This window comes from Salinivibrio sp. KP-1, from assembly GCF_000968645.1.
Taxonomy (GTDB): Bacteria; Pseudomonadota; Gammaproteobacteria; order Enterobacterales; family Vibrionaceae; genus Salinivibrio; species Salinivibrio siamensis.
In genome coordinates, this window is sequence record NZ_LAQR01000030.1 from 1 (window position 1) to 703 (window position 703).

The 703-nt window shown below is 48.1% G+C and carries 1 rRNA gene; it reads right to left on the bottom strand.

The features are described from left to right. Positions 1–564, bottom strand: a 23S ribosomal RNA gene (locus tag WN56_RS08665); the annotation flags it as partial. Positions 565–703 lie beyond the last annotated feature (139 nt).

The following is a 703-nucleotide window of genomic DNA, read 5'->3' on the forward strand; positions in this document are numbered from 1 at the left end:
ATTATACAAAAGGTACGCGGTCACCCCACTAGGAGGCTCCCACTGCTTGTACGTAGACGGTTTCAGGTTCTATTTCACTCCCCTCACAGGGGTTCTTTTCGCCTTTCCCTCACGGTACTGGTTCACTATCGGTCAGTCAGGAGTATTTAGCCTTGGAGGATGGTCCCCCCATGTTCAGACAAGATATCACGTGTCCCGTCCTACTCGTTTTCACGTCTAAGGCGCCGTCGGTTACGGGGCTATCACCCTTTATTGCCAGGTTTTCCAACCTGTTCACCTAACGCCTAAGCCGCTTAAGGGCTGCTCCGGGTTCGCTCGCCGCTACTGCCGGAATCTCAATTGATTTCTTTTCCTTCGGGTACTTAGATGTTTCAGTTCCCCGAGTTCGCCTCTTAGCGCTATGTATTCACGCTAAGATACCTGCTTATGCAGGTGGGTTTCCCCATTCGGACATCGATGGCTCAAATGCTTCTTACCAGCTCACCATCGCTTTTCGCAGGTTAGTACGTCCTTCATCGCCTCTGACTGCCAAGGCATCCACCGTCTACGCTTAGTCACTTAACCATACAACCCCAAAAGGTCTTGCTTATTTACTTTCACTTTAAAAAAGTGAAAACAAACGGTTTAAACAACTAAGGTTTTGTTTTTGCCGGACTCAAAATAGAGACTTTGCTTATTACTAAGACAAAGCCCAAGCACACTT